Annotated in this window: 8 protein-coding genes; 4 read left to right on the forward strand and 4 right to left on the reverse strand. The window is 67.5% G+C overall.

The window, feature by feature from the left end:
* Positions 1-118 precede the first annotated feature (118 nt).
* Positions 119-13,063 (reverse strand): non-ribosomal peptide synthetase, encoded by a 12,945-nt coding sequence (locus KSS94_RS18460; protein WP_217839520.1) that lies wholly within the window; start codon positions 13,061-13,063, stop codon positions 119-121.
* 320 nt (positions 13,064-13,383) lie between these two features.
* Between KSS94_RS18460 and KSS94_RS18465 the strand changes: the two genes are divergently transcribed.
* Positions 13,384-13,911: an RNA polymerase factor sigma-70 gene (locus KSS94_RS18465; protein WP_217839521.1), complete on the forward strand. Its 528-nt coding sequence runs from the start codon at positions 13,384-13,386 to the stop codon at positions 13,909-13,911.
* A gap of 69 nt (positions 13,912-13,980) precedes the next feature.
* Here KSS94_RS18465 and KSS94_RS18470 read toward each other — a convergent pair whose 3' ends face one another.
* On the reverse strand, positions 13,981-14,994 hold the full coding sequence (locus KSS94_RS18470; protein ID WP_217839522.1) for a GNAT family N-acetyltransferase: 1,014 nt from the start codon (positions 14,992-14,994) through the stop codon (positions 13,981-13,983).
* Positions 14,995-15,057: 63 nt separating this feature from the next.
* On the reverse strand, positions 15,058-15,852 hold the full coding sequence (locus KSS94_RS18475; protein ID WP_217839523.1) for a substrate-binding periplasmic protein: 795 nt from the start codon (positions 15,850-15,852) through the stop codon (positions 15,058-15,060).
* Between the two features lie 181 nt (positions 15,853-16,033).
* Between KSS94_RS18475 and KSS94_RS18480 the strand changes: the two genes are divergently transcribed.
* Positions 16,034-16,585, forward strand: coding sequence for a 3'-5' exonuclease (locus KSS94_RS18480; protein WP_217839524.1), 552 nt, complete (start codon positions 16,034-16,036; stop codon positions 16,583-16,585).
* Positions 16,586-16,658: 73 nt separating this feature from the next.
* A complete protein-coding gene (ppnP, locus tag KSS94_RS18485) occupies positions 16,659-16,943 on the forward strand; it encodes a pyrimidine/purine nucleoside phosphorylase (RefSeq protein WP_217839525.1) in 285 nt (94 codons plus the stop codon).
* Between the two features lie 69 nt (positions 16,944-17,012).
* Here ppnP and KSS94_RS18490 read toward each other — a convergent pair whose 3' ends face one another.
* Positions 17,013-17,705: an alpha/beta family hydrolase gene (locus KSS94_RS18490; protein WP_225935802.1), complete on the reverse strand. Its 693-nt coding sequence runs from the start codon at positions 17,703-17,705 to the stop codon at positions 17,013-17,015.
* A 50-nt stretch (positions 17,706-17,755) separates the two neighbouring features.
* Here KSS94_RS18490 and ccoN point away from each other — a divergent pair, with 50 nt between their 5' ends.
* Complete coding sequence (gene ccoN, locus KSS94_RS18495; RefSeq protein ID WP_217839526.1) at positions 17,756-19,180, forward strand: cytochrome-c oxidase, cbb3-type subunit I; 1,425 nt, start codon at positions 17,756-17,758, stop codon at positions 19,178-19,180.
* Positions 19,181-19,192 lie beyond the last annotated feature (12 nt).

A 19,192-nucleotide genomic window follows, 5' to 3' on the forward strand; every position in this document is an offset into this window, starting at 1 on the left:
GCGGCTGTGAAGCGGCGCAGGGTAGCATCCATGCCGGCGGCATTGACATGCTGGCAAAAGCCCATCGCGGGGCAAGCCCGCTCCCACGGTGCCCTGCGATGGTTTGAAAGCTGGCCTGTTACAACGCCTCCAGCTCCGCCATCAGGTCACTCAAGCGGTCGACCTTGTCCTCGTCCAGCGCACTGGCCTGCAGGCCTTCGACGTAACCGGCCAGCTCCTCCACCGTGCTGCACTCGAACATCGCCCGCAGCGGCACGTTCAGCGCCAGCACCTTCTGCACCCGCGAGGCGATCTGCGTGGCCAGCAACGAATGCCCGCCCAGCTCGAAGAAGTTGTCGCGCACCCCTACCCGCTCGGCCTTGAGCACATCGGCCCAGATGCCGGCCAGGGTTTGTTCAAGCTCGCTGCGCGGCGCCAGGTAAGCCTGGCTGTGCTGGCCGCCGATGTCGATGGCCGGCAGCGCCTTGCGGTCGAGCTTGCCGTTGGCGTTGTGCGGCAGGTTGTCGAACCAACCCCAGTGCAGCGGCACCATGTACTCCGGCAGTTCGGCGCGCAGGCGCTGCTTGAGCTGGTCGAGCAGCGCGGCGTCGGCGGCGACGCCCTGATGAGCCACCAGGTAGCCCACCAGGTGCTTGCCGTTGACGCCCTCCTGTACCCCCACTGCGGCATCGCGCAGCTCGGGTTGCTCGTGCAGGCGCGCCTCGATTTCGCCAAGCTCGATGCGGTAGCCGCGGATCTTCACCTGGTGGTCGATGCGGCCAACGTACTCCAGCACCCCGTCCGGGCGTCGGCGGGCCAGGTCGCCGGTGCGGTACAGGCGCTCGCCCGGCGCGCCGAACGGGTGCGGGATGAACGCCTGCGCGGTGCGCAGTGGGTCGCCCACATAGCCACGCCCAACACCGGTGCCGGCCACGCACAGCTCACCCACCGCGCCCAGCGGCACCAGGGCCTGGTCTTCGCCTAGCAGGTACAGGCGGTTGTTGTCGGTAGGCGTGCCGATCGGCAGGTAGCTGCCCTGGGTCGAAGCGGCATCGACGCGGAAGAACGCCACGTCGTCGGAGCACTCGGCCGGGCCGTAGGCATTGACCAAGCCAATGCCCGGGTAACGCTGCAACCACTGCGCGGCCAGCTCCGGCGGCATCGCCTCACCGGTGGGCAGCATCCAGCGCAGGCCGTCCAGGGCCTGGTGGTCGCTGGCGAGCATGCCCTGGATCAGCGACGGCACGCTTTCCAGCACGCTGATGCCGGTGGCCTGCACATGGGCCAGCAGGCCCTGCGGGTCGTGGGCGATAGCGTTGGGCACGATCTCGACGGTGGCGCCGAACAGCGGCGCTGCGAGGAACTGCCACACCGAAATGTCGAAGCTCTGCGAGGCGGTCTGGGCGATCACGTCGCGCTCGCTCAGGGCCAGGTACGGCACCTTGCTCAGCTGGTTGTTGAGCATGCCGCGCTGCTCGACCATCACCCCTTTCGGCAAACCGGTGGAGCCGGAGGTGTAGATCACGTAGGCCAGGTTGCCCGGGCCGCTGTAGATGCCAGGGTTGGCCGTGGCCACGTTGCTGGCCTGCACCTCTTCCCACACCAGCAGCGTGGGCCGCACTGTGCCGGCTAATTCGTCCAGCAACTGGCGCGCCTGTTCGGCACAGGCGGCGCTGCACACCAACACCGGCGTGCGGCTGAGCTCGACGATGCGTTGCAGGCGCGCCGATGGCAGGCCTGGGTCCAGCGGCAGGTAGCCGGCGCCGGCCTTGAAACTGCCGACGATCATGCCCAGCAATGCCAGGCCGCGCTCGGCCAGCAGCGCCACAGGCTGGTCGACCGCTACCCCGGCCGCCACCAGGGCATGGCCCAGGCGGTTGGCGGCAAGGTTCAGCCCGGCGTAGTCGAACGATGCCTCCAGGCAACGGGCCACGGTGCGCTCGGGGTGCACCGCCACCTGGGCCTCGAACAGCTCTATATAGCTGCGTTCCAGCGGGTAGGCGTGTTCGCTGCGGTTGCAGTCGTCCAGCAGGAAGCGTTGTTCGTCTGCCCCCAGCAGTGGCAGAGCATCCACCTGCCCGTCGAAGCCTTCCACCAGCGCCAGCAACAGGCGCTTGAACTCGCCCAGCAGCCGCTCGACGGTAGCGAAGTCGAAGTAGCGCTGGTCGAACGACAGGTGCAGGCCCAGGTCGTCGCCCGGGTAGCACACCGCCGTCAACGGGAAGTTGGTGTGGGTACGGCCGGAGTCGGAGCTGGCATTCAGGTGCTGGGCATGGTCGAGCACTGCGGTTTCCACCGGGGCGTTCTCGAACACGAACAGGCTGTCGAACAGTGGCTGGCCCTTGGGTAGCTCGCTGCACTCCTGGATGGCCACCAGCGGCAGGTACTCGTACTCACGCAACTGCATGTTGCGCTCCAGCAAGCCCTGCAGCCACTGGCGCACGCTGCGGCTCTCGCCCGGCTGCGGCAGTTGCACGCGCAGGGCGATGCTGTTGATGAACAGGCCGACGGTGCGCTGCATCTGCGGCAGGCTCACCGGGCGCCCGGCCACGGTCACGCCGAATACCACATCACGCTCGCCGCTGTAGCGTGCCAGGGTCAGGGCCCAGGCCGCCTGGGCGAAGGTGTTGACGGTCAGCTGGTGAGCCTGGGCCAGTTCGCGCAGGCGCGCCCCCTGGCTGGCCTCAAGCCGGGTATAGCAGTCGCCCACCACCATGCCGTCACCGGCGTGGTCATGGCGCAGCGGCCGGTCGCTGGGCACTGCCGTGGCCCGTTCGAAGCCGGCCAGGTTGGCTTGCCACCACTGGCGCGCTTCGTTCAGGTCCTGGCGCTGCAGCCAGCCGATGTAATCGCGGTAGCGCGGCGGCACCGGCAGTTGGGCCTGGCGGCCCTCGCCCAGCGCCTGGTAGATCTCGAAGAAGTCGTTCATCAGCAGCGAACGGCACCAGGCATCGATGAGGATGTGGTGGTTGCTCATCATGAACCAGTAGCGCTCATCGGCCACACGCACCAGGCGCAGGTGGAACGGCGCCTCGCGCAGCAGCTCGAAGCCGGCCTCGCGCTCTTGCTTGTGCAGCGCTTGCAGGCGCGCTTCCTGCACGGCGTCGTCCTGGCCGCGCCAGTCCTGGTAGTCCAGCGCCAGTTGCCCGGGTTTGTGGATGATCTGCAGCATCGCTTCGCCGGCGTTCCAGCTGAACGATGCGCGCAGTGCCTCGTGGCGCGCCACCACGGCCTGCCAGGCCTGGGCGAAGCGCTCGGGGTCCAGGGCGCTGTTGATGCGGTAGCGGTCCTGCATGTAGTAAAGGCCGGTGCCCGGTTCCAGCAGAGTGTGCAGCAGCAGGCCTTCCTGCATCGGCGTCAGCGGGTAGACATCCTCGATCTGCGCGGCCGCTACCGGCAATGCGTCGATCTGCTCCTGGGTCAGTTGCGCCAGCGGGAAGTCCGACGGCGTGAAGCTGCCGTTGCCGTCGGCCAGGCAATGCTCGACCAGCGCCAGCAGCTCCTGGCGATAAGCATCGGCCAGGCCTGCGATAGTGCCTTGTTCATAACGTTCGGCACTGAAGCTGAAACGCAGTTGCAGGGCACCGCCGTACACCTGGCCATCGATGCTCAGCCAGTTGGGCAGTGGCGCGTCGAGGTCGTGGGCAAGGCCGGCCGGGGCGTCCAGCGGCTGGAACAGCGCCGCGTCGTCGAACTGCTGGTCGAACTGGCCCAGGTAGTTGAAGGTGATGCGCGCCTGGGGCAACGCCGCCATGCGCTCGCGGGCCGCGTCATCGGCCAGGTAGCGCAGCACGCCGTAACCCTGGCCCTTGTGCGGCACCTGGCGCAGTTGCTCCTTGATGCGCTTGATCGACGCGGCGCGGGCCGCCTCGCTGTCGCCGGCCTCGGGGCTCAGGCTCAGCGGGTAGGCATTGGTGAACCAGCCGACGCTGCGGGTCAGGTCCATGTCCTCGAACAGGCCGTCGCGGCCGTGGCCCTCCAGCTGCACCAGCACCTGCGGGTCATCGCTCCACTGGCACAGGGTGCGGGCCAGGGCGGTCAACAGCAGGTCGTTGACCTGGGTGTGGTAGGCCGCCGGCGCCTGTTGCAGCAGCTGGCGGGTTTGCTCCACGCTCAACTCGATGGCATGGCTGCGGGCATGGCGGTGCAGGTTGCCGCCCTGCGGGTGATCGCAGGGCAGCTCGTGGCGCACGCTGCCCAGCTGGCTTTCCCACCAGCCCAGCTCGTCGCGCAGCGAATCGCTGCCGGCATAGCTGGCCAGGCGCGCGGCCCAGTCGCCCATGGCGTGGGTCTTGGCGGCCAGGGTGGCGCCGCGGTACAGCGCCTGCAGGTCTTCCAGCAGCACCCGCCACGACACCCCGTCCACCACCAGGTGGTGGATCGCCAGCAGCAGGCGCTGCGCGCCCTGCCCGTCGCTCACCAGCAAGGCACGCAGCAGCGGGCCCTGTTCCAGGTCGAGGCTGCGCTGCACGTCGGTGTACAGCGCCTGGCAGTCGTCGAAGCTGGCCACGGTGGCGGTCCACAGCAACGGCTGCACAGCCGGCTGGGCGTACTCGCCGTGCCAGCGGCCCTGCACCTGGGCAAAGCGCAGGCCCAGGCTGTCGTGGTGCTGCACCAGCGCCCCCAGGGCCTGCTCCAGCAGCTCGGCTTGCAAGGGTTGGCGCACCTGCAACAGCACGGCCTGGTTCCAGTGCTGCGGCTGCACCACCTCGCTGTCGAAGAACCAGTGCTGGATCGGCGTCAGGCCGGTACGGCCCTGGCGCGGGCCCTGTTCGATATCGCCCGGTGCCTCGCTGTGAGTGACCACGGCGGCGAGGGTCTGGATGGTCTGGTGCTGGAACAGGTCACGCGGGGTGAACTGCAGCCCCAGCTGGCGGGCGCGGCTGACCACCTGGATGGACAGGATCGAGTCGCCGCCCAGCTCGAAGAAGTTGTCCTGCACGCCGATGCGCGGCAGGTTCAGCACCTCGCGCCAAACCTGCGCCAGTTGCTCTTCGAGTTCGTTGGCCGGGGCCTGATAGTGCTGGCGCGCCTGCTCCAGGTCCGGCGCTGGCAGCGCGCGGCGGTCGAGCTTGCCGTTGCCCATCAGCGGCAGGCTGGCCAGCAGCACCAGGTGCGCGGGCACCATGTAGTCCGGCAGGTGCTGGCGGGCGTCGGCCTTGACCGCCTCACGCAGCGCGGCCTGGGCCTCGCTGCCGGCAGCGGCCTGCTTGCACACCAGGTAACCGACCAGTTGCTTGCCACCCGGCAGGTCGAGGGCCAGGACCACGGCCTCGTCGACATCGGCGTGCTCCTGCAGACGGCTTTCGATTTCGCCCAGCTCGATGCGGAACCCGCGAATCTTCACCTGCAGGTCGGCACGGCCGACGTATTCCACCTGGCCATCGGCAAGCAGGCGCACCAGGTCACCGGTGCGGTACAAGCGGCCGCCGGCCTGGCTGAACGGGTCGGCGACGAAACGCTCGGCGCTCAGGCCCGGGCGGTCGTGGTAACCCTGGGCCAAGCCGGCGCCTCCGATGTACAACTCACCAATGCCGCCTTGCGGCAACAGCGCCAGGTCCTCGTCGAGGATGTAGCCGGTACGCGCCCCGATCAGCCGGCCGATCGGCACGCTGCCGGCATCGATCGGCAGTTGCTCCGGGGCCAGGCAGGCCAGCGGCATGACCACGGTTTCGGTGGGGCCGTAGGCGTTGAAGAACTGCTGCGGGGCAAAGGCCTGGCGGATACGTTGCAGGTGCTCGCCGGTCAACGCCTCGCCGCCGGTGATCACCAGGCGCACCGGCAACTGCTCGCCCTGCCCGCCCAGGTACTGGGCCAGCTGGCTGCCGTAGCTTGGGGTGAAGCCGAGGATGCTCACCTGCTGCTCGCGCACCAGCTGGCAGATTTCTTCGGCGCCCCACTGGCCCTGGGCGCGCAGCACCACGCGGGCGCCGCACAGCAGCGGCGTCAGCAGGCGCTCGCTGGCGGCGTCGAAGTTGATCGAATAGAAGTGCAGCTCGCAGTCGTCGCTGCGCATGCCGAACTCGGCGATCACCGCCTGGCAGTGCATGGCGATCTCACCATGGCTGACCACCACGCCCTTGGGCTTGCCGGTGGAGCCGGAGGTATAGATCAGGTAGGCCTGGTGGCCAGGCAGGTTGAGGTTGTCAAGCGGCGCGGCGCTGTAAGCCGACAGCTGCGCGGCGTCGTCTTCCTGGCACCAGCTGGCCACCCCCTCAGGCAGTTCGCCCAGTGCATCGAGCAAGCCGCGTTGGCCAATCAGCAGGCCCAGGCGGCTGTCCTCGATCATGTAGTGCAGGCGGTCGAGGGGGTATTCCGGGTCCAGCGGGACGTAGGCGCCGCCGGCCTTGAGGATGGCCAGAAGGCCCACCACCATTTCCAGCGAGCGCTCCAGCGCCAGGCCCACCCGCACCTGCGGGCCTACACCGCGCTCGCGCAGGGCGCGGGCCAGGCGGTTGGCCTGCTGGTCCAGCTCGGCGTAGCTCAGGTGCTGGCCGGCGAATGTCAGCGCCAGCGCCTCGGGGCTGCGCTCGGCCTGGGCGGCGAACAGCCCGTGGATGGTCTGGTTCAGCTCGAAGTCCTGCTGGCCCTGCAACTGGCCGATCAGCTCCTGTTGCTCGGCTTCGAGCAGCATCGGCAGTTCGCACAGGCGTTGCTGCGGGTTGTCCAGCAGGGCCACCAGCAACTGCTGCCAATGCTCGGCCATGCGCGCGATGCGCGGCTGGTCGAACAGGTCGCGGCTGTAGGTGAAGCAGCACCCCAGGCGGCCGTCGAGGTCGGTGACCTCCAGGTACAGGTCGAACTTGGTGGCGCTGGCGTCGTTGACCAGGTAGTCCACCTGCATGCCGGCAAGTTCGCGGCTTTGCTGGAAGGCCCAGCGCTGCACGTTGCACATCACCTGGAACAGCGGGTTGTAGGCGCTGGAACGCGGCGGCTGCAAGGCCTCCACCAACTGGTCGAACGGCAGGTCCTGGTGCGACTGGGCATCGACGATGGTTTCGCGCATCTGCTCCAGCAGCGCTGCTGCGCTCATTTGCCCGTCCAGCTCGCAACGCAGCACCTGGGTGTTGAGGAAGGCGCCGATCAGCCCTTCGCTTTCCGGGCGAATGCGCCCGGCCACCGGCGCGCCGATGCGCAGGTCGCGCTGGCCGCTGTAGCGGTGCAGCAGCGCGGCCAGGGTGGCGGTCATGGTCATGAACAGGGTCACGCCGCGCTGGCTGTTGAAGGCGTGCACGCGCTGCACCAGGGCAGGGTCGAGGTCGAAGCGGTACAGCTCGCCGCGGTGGCTCTGCACCGCCGGGCGCGGGCGATCGGCCGGCAGGGCCAGCACCGGGTGCTCGTCGCCCAGGCGGGCTTTCCAGTAATCCAGCTGGCGGGCGCCCTCGCCGCCTTCGAGCCACTGGCGTTGCCAGACGCTGTAGTCGAGGTACTGCACCGGCAGCGGCGCCAGCGGTGATTCACGCTCGTCGACGAAGGCTTCGTACAGCTCGCCCAGTTCGCGGGCGAAGATGTCCATGGCCCAGCCTTCGGTGACGATGTGGTGCAGGGTCAGCACGAAGTAGTGCTCACGCTCGTCGGCCTTGACCAGGCAGGCGCGCAGCAGCGGCCCGCGCTCCAGGTCGAACGGCTGGTGCGCCTGCTCGTCGGCCAGTTGTTGCAGCTGTTGCTGGCATACCTCAGCGCCAAGCGCGCTGAAGTCGTGCCAGTGCAGCTGCAGGTTGGCGTCGTCGGCCACGCACTGGTACGGCTTGCCGTCGATGCTGGGGAAGGTGGTGCGCAGGGTTTCGTGGCGCACCAGCAGTGCCTGCAAGGCACGCTCGAAGGCGTCCACGTGCAGCGCGCCCTTGAACCGCGCCATGCCGCCGACGTTATAGGCGGGGCTGTCCGGCTCCATCTGCCAGAGGAACCACATGCGCTGTTGCGAGTACGAAAGCGCCACGGCCTGGCGGCGGTCGACCCGGGCGATCACGCCCTGTTGGTTGCGCGCGCCACTGCTTTGCAGGCGCTGCACCTCGGCGCTGAACGCCCCCAGCTCGCTGGCTTCGAACAGCGCTTTGAGCGGCAGCTCGACGTCCAGTGCCTGGCGGGTGCGCGAGACGATCTGGGTGGCCAGCAGCGAGTGGCCGCCGAGGGAGAAGAAGTCATCGAACAGGCCGACCTGCGGCAGGTTCAGCACCTCGCGCCAGATGGCCGCCACCTGCTGTTGCAGCGGGCTTTGCGGCTCGACATGCTCGCGTTGTTGCCACACCGGCGCCGGCAGTGCCTTGCGCTCAACCTTGCCGCTTGGGCCCAGGGGCATCTGCGCCAGGTGAATGAGCTGCGCCGGCACCATATAGGCCGGCAGCCGCTCGGCCAGTGCGGCCAGCAGTGCGGCACTCTGCTCGACGCCGCTGTAGTAGCCCACCAGCTGCGCACCGACGGCGTCCTTGTGCACCAGCACCAGGGCCTGCTCGACACCCGGCTGGGCCAGCAGCACCGCTTGCACTTCGTCAGGCTCGACACGGAAGCCGCGTACCTTCACCTGCTGGTCGAGGCGGCCCAGGTAGTCCAGCGATTCGCTGCGCACATGCCAGCGGGCGCGGTCGCCACTGCGGTACAGCCGCGCGCCGTCGCCATCAGGCTGCGGCACGAAGCGCTCGGCGGTCAGCCCCGGGCGGCCCAGGTAGCCACGGGCCAGGCCCGCCCCACCCAGGCACAACTCACCAGGCACGCCCGGCGCGGTCGCTTCGAATTCGTCATCCAGCACCCGGCACAGCACGTTGCCCAGCGGGCGGCCGATGGGCGAACGGGCGCCATCCACCGCCTGGCAATGCCAATGGGTGACGTTGATGGCGGTTTCGGTCGGGCCATAGCGGTTGTGCAACTGCACCTGTGGCAGCAGTTGCAGCACGCGGTCACGCAGCGCCGCGCTGAGCGCCTCGCCGCCACTGAACAGCCGGCGCAGGCTGGTGCAGCCGGCTGCCAGCGGCTCCTGCACGAACACCTGCAGCAATGGCGGCACGAAGTGCAGTGTGGTCACCTGGTATTGCTGCACCAACTGGGCGATGCGCTGCGGGTCGCGGTGCTCGCCGGGGCCGGCCAGCACCAGCTGGCAGCCGGTCACCAGCGGCCAGAAACACTCCCACACCGACACATCGAAGCTGATCGGCGCCTTTTGCATCAGTACGTCGCTGTCACCCAGCGCGTAGTGGTGCTGCATCCATTGCAGGCGCTCGGCCAGGGCGGCATGGGTGTTGCCCACGCCCTTGGGCTGGCCGGTGGAGCCGGAGGTGTAGATCACGTAGGCGAGGTTGTCACCGTGCAGGTGCAGGCCCGGGGCCTGGCTTGGCCAGCTGTCCAGGTGCAACTGGTCGAGGGCGATGGCGCTGACGCCCTCGACTTGCGGCAGTTGCTGCAGCAGTGTGCTGTCGCTGAGCAGCAGCCCGGCCTGGCAGTCGGCGAGCATGTAGGCCAGGCGCTCTGCCGGGTAGTCGACGTCCAACGGCACATAGGCGCCGCCGGCCTTGAGAATGGCCAGCAGGCCCACCAGCAGTTGCGGCGAGCGCTCCAGGGCGATGGCCACGCAGGTGTCGGGGCCGACGCCCTTGTCGCGCAGGTAGTGGGCCAGGCGGTTGGCCTGCTGGTGTAGGGTGGCGTAGTCGAGCTGGCCGCCGTCCCACAGCAGCGCGGTGCGCTCGGGGGCCAGGCGCGCCTGCTCATTGAGCTGCTCCACCAGCAGTTGCCGGGGCGCCGGCTGTGGCGCCTGGCCCCACTGCAGCAGCTGGGCATGGCCGGCGGCGTCGAGCAGTTGCACCTCGCCCAGGGCCAGTTGCGGCTGCGCGCACACCTGCTCGAGCAGCGCCAGCAGGTGGCCGGCCAGGCGCTTGATGGTGCTGGCCTCGAACAGCCCGGCGGCGTAGTCGAAGGCCAGGGTCAGGCGGCCCTGGTGGTCCTGCTCGCTGTGCAGTTGCAGGTCGAACTTGGCTTCGCGGCTGTGCCACGCCAGCTCTTCGGCCAGCAGGCCCGGCAGGCGGCGCAAGGCCGACAGGTCGCGCTGCTGGTGGTTGAACATCACCTGGAACAGGCCCTGTTCGCGGGCTTGGGGCAGCGCTTCGATGAGTTGTTCGTACGGCACGTCCTGGTGGGCCTGGGCTTCGAGGGTGGCCTGGCGCACCTGGGTCAGCAGTTGCGCGAACGGCAGGCGGCCGTCGAGCTCGGCGCGCAGCACCTGGGTATTGATGAAGAAGCCGACCATGCCCTGGGTTTCCAGGCGTGGGCGGTTGGCATTGGGCACGCCAACGCGGATATCGCCCTGGCCGCTGTAGCGGTGCAGCAGCGCTTGCCAGCCGGCCAGCAACACCATGAACAGGCTGGCTTGCTGGTCGCGGGCCAGCGCTTCGAGGGCGCCGGCCAGCTTTGCCGGCACCTTCACGCTGTGGCGCGCGGCCAGGTTGTGCTGCTGGCTGCCACGGGGCTGGTCGGTGCACAGGTCGAGCACCGGCAGTTGGTCACCCAGCTTGTCTTTCCAGTAATCGAGCTGGCGGGCGCTCTCGCCTTCGGCCAGCCACTGGCGCTGCCAGTTGCCGTAGTCGGCGTAACCCAGCGGCAAGCCTGGCAGTTCGGCCTGGCCTGCGCCTGCGTACAGGCGAGCGAATTCGTCCAGCAGGATGTTCAGCGACCAGCCATCGGCGACGATGTGGTGCAGGGTCACCCACAGCTGGTGCTCTTCGTCATCCAGCCGTGCCAGGGTGACCCGCAGCAGCGGGCCCTGGCGCAGGTCGAACGGATGCTGGGCCTCGTCTTCGCGGCGGGCGGCCACTTCGGCCGGCTCCAGGCCTTCGAGGTCGTAGCGTTGCAGGCTGAACGGCAGGCTCGGCAGGATGCGCTGCACGGCTTGGCCATCGACCTCGTCGAACACCGTGCGCAGCGATTCGTGGCGCGCCACCAGCGCCGTGAAGCTGGCTTGCAGCGCCGCTTCGTCCAGCTCGCCACGCAGGTGCAGGCCGGCAGGAATGTTGTAGGCGGCGGACTGCGGCTCCAGTTGCCACAGCAGCCACAGGCGGTTTTGCGCCAGCGACTGGGGCAGCGCCTGGTCGCGGGCCTGGGTGGCAATGGCGGCGTTGGCATTGCCGCCCTCGGCGAGGATGGCGGCCACGGCGGCGCTGTACTCGGCCAGGGTCGGCGCCTCGAACAGGGTGCGCAGGCTCAGCTGGATGCCCAGTTCATCGGCCAGGCGTGCAGTCACCTGGGTGGCGGCGATGGAGTTGCCGCCCAGCAGCAGGAAGTGGTCATCGCCCGCTACGGCCTCAACCTTGAGCAGCTCACGCCAAATGCCAGCAATGCGGGCCTGCAAGGCGTCACCGGTGCTTTCGCTGGCTTGTGCCGACTCGGCGCTCGGGAACCTTGCATAGCAGTCCAGGCTGCCGTCATTCATGCGCAGGCGGCAGGCCGAGCGCTGCAGCTTGCCGCTGGAGGTCTTGGGCAGCGCACCGGGGTTGAGCAGCAGCACCACTGCCGGGGCCTGGCGGCAGGCGTCGGCGATCACTCGGCGCAGGGTGTTGATCAGCGATTCGGGGCTGTGGGCCTTCTGCACGTTGCGGCTGATCTCCACCGCAACGCCGATGCCCTCCTCGCCCTGGTCGTCGACGGCAAACACCGCCACCCGGCCTTTGCGCAACAGGTCCACTTCGCGCTCGAGGGTTTTTTCCAAATCCTGCGGGTAGAGGTTCTGGCCGCGCACGATGAGCATGTCCTTCAGGCGCCCGGTGACGAACACCTCACCCTCGCGCATGAAGCCCAGGTCGCCGGTGCGCAGCCAGGTCTGGCCGTCCATCGGCACGAAGGTACGGGCGCTGGCCTCGGGGTTGCGCCAGTATCCGTGGGCGATGCTCGGGCCGCCGGCCCAGATCTCGCCCACCTGATTGTCGCCCAGCACGGCAAGCTGCTGCGGCTCGACGATGCGCACCGGGTGGCCGGGCTGCGGGTAACCGCAGCTCATCAACACGCTGCCGCTGCCCGGCTCGACGCGGTTGCCGGCGAACGCCTCGGCGTCCACCTCAAGCGCGGGGATACCCTGGCCACGGCGGCTGCCGCTGACGAACAGGGTGGCCTCTGCCAGGCCGTAGCTGGCAAAGAAGCTGCCGGCAGCGAAGCCGCAGCCGGCGAACTTGGCAGCGAAGGTGTCGAGGCTGTCCTGGCGGATCGGCTCGGAGCCCGAGTAGGCCACGCGCCAGCGGCTCAGGTCGAGTTCGGCCATGGCCGCCTCGCTGACCCGCTCGCTGCACAGCCGGTAGGCGAAGTCGGGGCCGCCGCTGATGGTGCCGCCGTACTCGCTGATGGCCTGCAACCAGCGCTGCGGGCGGGCGAGGAAGTAGCCTGGCGACATCAGCACGCAGGGTACGCCGCTGAAGATCGGTTGCAGCAGGCCGCCGATCAGGCCCATGTCGTGGTACAGCGGCAGCCAGCTGACGATCACATCGTCCGGGTTGAGGTCGATGCCAAAGCCTTGGCGGATCAATTGCTCGTTGGCCACCAGGTTGCCGTGGCTGACTTGCACGCCCTTGGGCAGCGCAGTGGAACCCGAGGTGTACTGCAAGAAGGCGATGTCGTCAGCAGCCAGTGCCGGCGCCTGCCATTGCCCCGCCAGCGCCGGGTCGAGGCCGTCGACCGCCAGCAACGCCGGAGCATCTTCGCCGTCGAGGGCCTCCAGGCCCTGCAAGGTGCCCAGCAGCGCGTCAACGGTCAGCAACAGGCGCGGCCGGGCGTCGTCGATGATCGACAGCAGGCGCTCCTGGTGGTGCTGGCGGGCGGACTCAGGCGGGTAGGCCGGCACCGCGATCACCCCGGCGTACAGGCAGCCGAAGAACGCCGCGACGTAGTCCGGCCCGCTGGGAAACAGCAGCACGGCGCGCTCACCGAAGCCGGCACGGGCCTGCAACGCCGCAGCGATGGCGCGCGCGCGCTGGTCGAGGTCCCGGTAGCTGAGCACCGCCTGCTCGCCAGGCGCATCGGCCAGAAAGCGCAAGGCGATGCGGTCCGGGGTGCTGGAGGCGCGTTGCGCCAGGGCCTGGACCAGCGAGTGCGGGAGTTCGAAGGCGTCCGTCATGGAATGTTCCTGCCAGTGTCTGGGGTGAGTCGTGCCTGGGCTGTACCGCGCCGTTCAGGCGGGCAGCGCTCGGCAACCGGATGTACACAAGGGAACGGATGGGCAGGGCAAGAAATTAACGCGTGTGGCCAAGGCGCAAAGGCGGCCCCCTCGCGCGCTTGCAAGTGTCATGGCTTTGCGCTTAGAACGAATTCAAATGAAGAATCATTAACTTCCGTATTTGACAATCATTATCATCTTGAATAATTTGTCGCACGTCGCAGGCGGCCTCCCCTTGCCGGGATGGCCTCCCTCCCTCTCTGAGACCAGGTGAAAATTCCATGGCGGAACCAATGTCCACAAGTAAGTGCGATTCACCCCTGCTCCAGGCTTTCGTCGACAATCGCAGCATCCTGGTGAAGATCGCCGCACGCATTACCGGTTGCCGCTCCCGAGCCGAGGATGTGGTGCAGGATGCGTTCTTCCGGCTCAGCTCCGCGCCGCAGATCACCTCGTCGTTCAAGGCCCAGCTCAGTTACCTGTTCCAGATCGTGCGCAACCTGGCCATCGACCACTACCGCAAGCAGGCCATGGAGCTGAAGTACTCCGGCAGCGAGGAGGAAGGGTTGAACGTGGTGATCCAGAACGCCTCGCCGGAAGCCACGCACATCAACCTGGCGGCCCTCGAAGACATTGCCGAGGCACTGAACGAACTGCCCCAACGCACCCGTTACGCCTTCGAGATGTACCGCCTGCATGGCGTGCCGCAGAAAGACATCGCCAAGGAGCTGGGAGTGTCGCCAACGCTGGTCAACTTCATGATTCGCGATGCGCTGATCCACTGCCGCAAGAGCAGCCGCCAAAACTGAAGATTTGATCGCGGGGCAAGCCCGCTCCCACGCAGTCACCGTGGGAGCGGGCTTGCCCCGCGATAAGCTTCACGCCAGCTTGCAGCGATCGAAGAACCGCTCCCGCCCCAGGATCATCAACGCCGCGCGCTTGTGCGGAAAATCGAATTCCTTCTCGCAGTGGAAGCACTGGTCGTGCATGTAGCCGATCATCTTGCCGTTGTCGGCGCGCGGCTCGGCCACCACCCGCTGGGTGCGCGGGTCGTCGAGGAACAGGTAGTGCACCAGCGCCGACAGCCAGCTGGCCACCTTGTGCGGGCCACGGTGCGCCTCCTCGCCCACCAGCATGTGGATGCCGCGGTCGTAGTCGTCGGCCGGGTAGAACGGCGCGATGCGGTCCTCCTTGGCCCAGTACGCCTCAAAGTAGGCGAACGGCTGGTCGTCGAAGCAACCGATCAGGGTCAGGGTGTGCGGGTCGGCGTCGAGCTTTTCGAGGTACTCGCGGTGCTGCGCCAGCGTGCCGCCCTCCTGCCAGAACTGCAGCACCCGCGGGTTGTTCTGCCAGCGGTTGAAGCGCTCAAGGTCCTGATCGACCTCAAGGGTGCGCAACGACACCCAGGCCCCCAGCCGCACATCGAAGCGCCGGTACACCTCCCCCCGGGGCTTGGGCGCACGGCGGGGGTGGCGCTTGCCGTTGCTCAACTGCATCTGCTGCGGGTAAACGCCAGCAGGCAACTGGCCCAGCCAGGGTTGCGGCAACTGCCAGAACAGGGTGCGCTCACACAGGTACTCGCCGGGCTGTGCGCCGGGTAGCAGCAGGCCGCTGGCAACCGCTTGAGGGACCGCTTGCGGCAGCCGCCAGGCCAGGCGCTGGCAGGCCGGGTCGCGGGACAGCAACCAGTAGCAGGCAGCCCACAGGGCCTGCTCGGGGCGCTCGGGGCAGAGCTGTTCCAGGTGCACGACAAGGGGCTCGCCCGCCGCCAGGCGAACGCTGATCAAGGGCCTGCCCTCCAGGGCAAGGCTCAGGCGGCAATCGCCTTCATCGGCCTGCAAGGTACGCCAGCGGGGCGCGGCGAGGGGCTGCGAAGCGGTATAGAACGGCATGGTCTTGGCTCACGAAAATGAAAGAAAGGCTCACCTTCCAGAACGCGGCCAGGCCCTGCGGATTTAGTCCTGCGGCGCCTCTACGGTGATTCGAAAGGGCTGGAAGATGCGCAGCAGTTCGCCGTTTTCTCGCAGCTGGCGCATCAGCCCGGCAAACGCCGCGGGGCTGATCGGCGCGCCGGGGCGCAGCAGCGCGTAGTGGTGGTAGACCTGATCGACCCGCTGCGAAGCCATCAGCGCCTGGCCACTGCCCGGGTTGCGACGCAAGAAATCGCTGAGATACGAGCGGGTGACCAGGGCCATGTCGGCGCGCCCGCGCTCGACCATCGACAGGTTGCTGTCGTGGGAATAGGTGAGGGTCGCGCGGTAGCGCTGCTTGAGGTAGGCCGGGTCGGCATTGAAGCCGGCAAACGCGTAGTGGTAGCCGTTGAACAGGGCCAGGCGCTTGCCTTCGAGGCTGTCGAAATAGTGCTGGCCACGCGCGGCCAGGGCGACGAACACCTCGGCGTCTTCCAGCCCCATGTCGACGCTCTGGTGCGGAATATCCTGCCAGCCCCACAGCGGGTTCTCGAAGATCGCAAGGTCGGTGCGGCCCTGCTGGAAGTCGCCGAAACGCCGGGGGATGGAGGTGGGCACCAGCACGAAGTGGTATTGCCCCTGCAGGCGGTTGAGTGCCTCGGCCAGTTGCGGCAGCAGGCCGGTGTCGGCGCCCTGCTCGGGGCGCACGGTGTAGGGCGGGAAGTGCGCGGCCCCGACCTTCACCTCGACCACCTCACCAGCCTGGATGAGGCCCGCTACCAGCGATGCGGCCAACAGCAGCAGGAAGGAGGGCAAGTTGAGGCGTGGCAGTGGGATCAAGACGGGGCACTCATCGAGGGTATTGGCCTGGATGCGCTTAAGCTAGGCGTTTTCCGGGGCAGGCACAACCGCTGGATATGCCAAAGTGCCAGGGGATGCCGCGGGCGACGAGTTTGGCTACGCTCTACAGGCCTGCGTGGTCGAGCACCCGCAAACCACCTGTATTGAAAGGGAGCCTGGCATGGGCCACTGGTTGGTGATCGACCTGGAAGCCACCACCGATGACGGCGGCTGGCCGGTCACGGAGATGGAAATCATTGAAATCGGCGCAAGCCTGGTAACCCGCGAGGGGCGCGAGGTGGACCACTTCCAGCGCTTCGTGCGTCCGCGCCGGCGCCCGCAGCTGACGCCGTTTTGCCGCGAACTCACGCATATCACCCAGGCCAGCGTCGACAGCGCCGAACCCTTCGCCGAGGTGTGGGCGCAGTTCGAACGCTGGCTGATGCATCACCAGGGGCAGTTGCAGGCCTGGGTCAGCTGGGGCGACTACGACCGCAAGCAACTGCTTCAGGAGTGGCAGCAGCACCAGGTGCTCAGCCTGCTGGCGCAGTTGCCGCACATCAACCTCAAGCAGCGCTTCGCCAAGGCCCGCCATCTGCAGCGCCCGGCTGGGCTGAACAGCGCCCTGCAACTGGCCGGACTGCAGTTTACCGGCCAGCAGCACCGGGCCCTGGAAGACGCGCGCAACACCGCGCGCCTGCTGCCCCTGAGCCTGCCGGCGGGCAGCGCCTGAAACAGATGACGCAAGGGTTGACCTTGGGCATACTGGCCAGCCCTTTTTTTCAGCCTTTTTTCAGGAGTCGCCCATGTTCAAGGTCAACGAGTACTTCGATGGCACCGTCAAGTCGATCGCCTTCGAAGGCCATGAAGGTCCGGCTACGGTCGGCGTGATGGCCCCGGGCGAATACGAGTTCGGCACCGCCAAGCGCGAGATCATGCACGTGGTGTCCGGCGCCCTGACCGTGAAACTGCCGGGCAGCGACAACTGGGAAACCTTCAACGCCGGCGACAAGTTCAACGTCGCCGCCGACAGCAAGTTCCAGTTGAAGGTGGCCGTGGATACCGCCTACCTGTGCGAGTACCGCGACTAAGCGCAGGCCCCATCGCGGGGCAAGCCCGCTCCCACGTGGGAGCGGGCTTGCCCCGCGATTACCTCCCACCTATTCCCGCAAGAACCCCGCCACCTTTGCTGCAGCCGCCTGCAGATGCTGCTCATGGCTGAACCCCGACGCCTTCAGCGGCTTCAGGTCATGGTCCCCCGCCACCAGCCAGCTCACCTCGATCGCCGGCGATAACTCATACCCCTGCACCGCCTCCCGATTGCCCAACGCATCGCGCTCGCCCTGCACGATCAGCGTCGGCGTGCGCAAACCGGCCAGGTGCTCGACCCGCGGTTTTTCCGGCTTGCCCACGGCATAGAACGGATACCCCAGGCACACCAGCGCATCAGCCCCCAACTCATCGGCCAACAGGCTGGCCATGCGCCCGCCCATGGACTTGCCGCCCACCGCCAACCGCCCTGCGACCAATGGCCGCACCTGGGCATACACCTCGCGCCAGCATTGCAGCAGCACCTTCTGCGGGTTGGGCGGCCGGCGGCCACCGTCAAGCCGGCGCTGGGCCATGTACGGGAACTCGAAGCGCACCACCCCTACGCCAAGCGCGGCCAGCCTTTGCGCCATTTCGTCCATGAACCCGCTGTCCATCGGCGCGCCGGCGCCGTGGGCCAGGATCAACCACGGGGAAACGCCGTGATCGCCGCCGACCTTGGGTGGATCGCAGCGCAAGCCTGGGGCATTTGCAATCTGCGCCCATTGATCCCCGTCAATACCGGCACTTTGCCCATTAATCATGCTTTGCCTCGCTGTATAGCCTGCCAATAACCGTGGATGGGAACCCATACATGAACACAACCAGCAGTACCGCCTACAACTACAAGGTGGTCCGCCAATTCGCCATCATGACGGTGGTGTGGGGCATCGTCGGGATGGGGCTCGGCGTCTTCATCGCCGCCCAGCTCGCCTGGCCCTCACTGAACTTCGACCTGCCGTGGACCAGCTTCGGCCGCCTGCGGCCGCTGCACACCAACGCGGTGATCTTCGCCTTCGGTGGCTGTGCCCTGTTCGCCACCTCCTATTATTCGGTGCAACGCACCTGCCAGACCACCCTGTTCTCGCCAAAGCTTGCCGCGTTTACCTTCTGGGGCTGGCAACTGGTGATCCTGCTCGCCGCCATCACCCTGCCGCTGGGCTACACCAGCTCCAAGGAGTACGCCGAGCTCGAGTGGCCGATCGACATCCTGATCACCATCGTCTGGGTGTGCTACGCCATCGTGTTCTTCGGCACGCTGATGAAGCGCACCACCAAGCACATCTACGTGGGCAACTGGTTCTTCGGCGGGTTCATCCTCACCGTGGCGCTGCTGCATGTGGTCAACAACCTGGAGCTGCCGGTCAGCCTGACCAAGTCGTACTCGGTGTACGCCGGCGCCACCGATGCCATGGTGCAGTGGTGGTACGGCCACAACGCGGTGGGCTTCTTCCTGACCGCAGGCTTCCTGGGGATGATGTACTACTACGTGCCCAAGCAGGCCGAACGCCCGGTGTATTCGTACCGGCTGTCGATCGTGCACTTCTGGGCGCTGATCACCCTGTACATCTGGGCCGGCCCGCATCATTTGCACTACACCGCGCTGCCCGACTGGGCACAGTCGCTGGGCATGGTGATGTCGCTGATTCTGCTGGCACCGAGCTGGGGCGGCATGATCAACGGCATGATGACCCTGTCGGGGGCCTGGCATAAGCTGCGCAGCGACCCGATCCTGCGCTTTTTGGTCGTCTCGCTGGCGTTCTACGGCATGTCCACCTTCGAAGGCCCGATGATGGCCATCAAGACCGTCAACGCCCTCTCCCACTACACCGACTGGACCATCGGGCACGTGCATGCCGGCGCCCTCGGCTGGGTGGCGATGATCTCCATCGGCGCGCTGTACCACACCATCCCGAAAGTGTTCGGCAAGGAGCGCATGTACAGCATCGGGCTGATCAACGCGCACTTCTGGCTGGCCACCATCGGCACCGTGCTGTACATCGCCTCGATGTGGGTCAACGGCATCGCCCAGGGCCTGATGTGGCGCGCGGTCAACAGCGACGGCACGCTCACCTACTCGTTCGTGGAAACCCTGGTGGCCAGCCACCCAGGCTTTGTCGTGCGCTTCGTCGGCGGCGCGATCTTCCTCAGCGGCATGTTCCTGATGGCCTGGAACACCTGGCGCACCGTGCGTTCGCCGGCGCTCGACGCCGCCCCTGCGAACGCCCAGCTGGCTTGAGGAGACCTGCCT

The sequence above is a fragment of the Pseudomonas fakonensis genome (assembly GCF_019139895.1).
In the GTDB taxonomy this organism is placed as follows: domain Bacteria; phylum Pseudomonadota; class Gammaproteobacteria; order Pseudomonadales; family Pseudomonadaceae; genus Aquipseudomonas; species Aquipseudomonas fakonensis.